Here is a 1,842-nt window from a genome sequence, read left to right as displayed (position 1 = left end):
GCCCTAACTTATGAGATCGCCCCAGCCGATCACCTCTGGTTGCCATCCGCGGAACCTGGAGAACCGGATGCACTGGGACGCCTACGAGCGGGTGATCAAGAAAATCACCTTGCCCCTCCATGAGGACCACGTCTTCTACGACCGGGGCCTGTTGTGGGGGGAACGAGGCCGGGGTCCTGGCAGTCATCGAGACCCACGAACTCGATCCCCAGGAAGCCGCCGTCGTCCGTGAACTCGCGACCCGTATTCCCCTTGGGTGGCGAATTCGGCGGCGCCGGAGACGACCGACACGCCGGGCGGCGTCTTCGTGATGATCTACTACGTCGGGTCCCGCGACGGGATCGACTAACCCATATCGGCGCCCGCAGACGCGGCCGTTTCGAAGAGAAGTCCGAACTGGAGTCGCCGGGCCTCCGTCAGATCAGGCACGCGATCTTCCCGCTGGTGGAGATCTTCATCGGCGCACGAGCCCGGTGTCGAGCACGCAAGCGGGATCACAACCTTCTTCTAGTGGCGATCTTCCACCACGCCCGGTGCTCTTCGATCCACTCGATAACGTGCCGATCTCGCCTGTGTCTTCAACGGGTTCGAGACCAGTCGGTGCGGGCGAACTCGCGTATGTTCGTCTACCCAGACACTAGTCGATCAGTGTGTCCTGGACGACGAAGAGATCCGGGCATTGCGCGATCTCGTCGAGCGGACGATCCAGCGCGCCTGACTGACAGTGATGACCATCAACGTGTAACCATCTTCCAGAGGCGCGGGATCTTGCCCTTGAGTGCGGCAGACGAACGCCGGGCTGCAACAGCAGCGGCCGTGAGATGAACTTCGAACTCCGATTGGTCGCACCCGGCTCGGCGAAGACGCCCGGCGAGGCGGCAGAAGTTACGGTCGCGCTGTCCCGCCCGATCACCTTCCAGCGTCCACCAGTCGAGCGCAGCCTCGATCCTGAACTCCTTCTTCCGCACGAACTTGATGGTCTGCTGCGCGAACAGCGCCGCTTGAAGCCGTTGAAGGCGCGGATCCGCCTTCGGGTTCGAGGCAGTCGGTGCTGTGGGAGACCGCACGGGCAGGATGGCCGGTCGCTCGGGAACTGGGCACATCTCGATCCAATCGAACACCGGCAGCGCTGCGCGCTGCCCCCCGGCGAAATCGTGGAAGAAGGCGTCCGCGGGATAGGCACCCAGGCTCGGGACAAACAGCCGTGCGACCGGGTTGAGCTTCGAACGATCGAAACCGTGAGCGCCCATGAAGTCCTTGCGGCGCGACACAGCCGGGTCCTTCCCGATCTCGTCGGCGTGGAAGTAGCCCTGATCGTTGAGCAGGGCGATGATCCTGGCGGTGATAAGGGCGTAGCCTTCGATGTCGAGAACATGGTCGGTCTCGATGATCACGCGCCACTTCGGCAGCGTCGCGGTCGAGGACCACGTCGAGTAGATCATCATCCTCAAGCCGGGGAACAGCGCCGCGAACTGCTCGGGTGAGAGGTCGCCACCATCGTTGTCGAGGATGATGTGGCGCGCGTAGGCCATGTTGACGTAGCCGCAGCGCTTGCCCTGCGGGTTATCGTTGCGCGTGATCGGCACGAAGTACGCTGGGCTCCAAAGCCAGCAGTCCTCCTTGCGCGCGTGCCTCTCCTGCGAGAGGTCGCGGAAGTCCGCCACGACGCCGTCGAACGAGGCGCAGGGCTCGACGTGACCGACGTTCTCGTGAAGGTAATTACCCACCCCCTTGCGCGGGTTGGGTTTCGCTGATTCCCTCGTGGGATGGTTCGTACCGATCTTGAGCGGCTGAGCCGCGAGGAGTTGATCGAACTGGTGCTGCGGCTGCAGCGTCCGGATA

Annotated in this window: 1 protein-coding gene; it reads right to left on the bottom strand. The window is 63.4% G+C overall.

The features are described 5' to 3' along the window. Nucleotides 1-734: 734 nt before the first annotated feature. Nucleotides 735-1,842, bottom strand: a 1,108-nt coding sequence (locus FV242_RS35105; protein ID WP_187278682.1) for a hypothetical protein, incomplete at its 5' end; no start/stop codon positions are given.

Source organism: Methylobacterium sp. WL64, from assembly GCF_008039945.1.
Classification (GTDB): domain Bacteria; phylum Pseudomonadota; class Alphaproteobacteria; order Rhizobiales; family Beijerinckiaceae; genus Methylobacterium.
The sequence above is the reverse complement of the archived record's forward strand: the minus strand, read 5'-3'. Positions and strand labels throughout refer to the sequence as shown.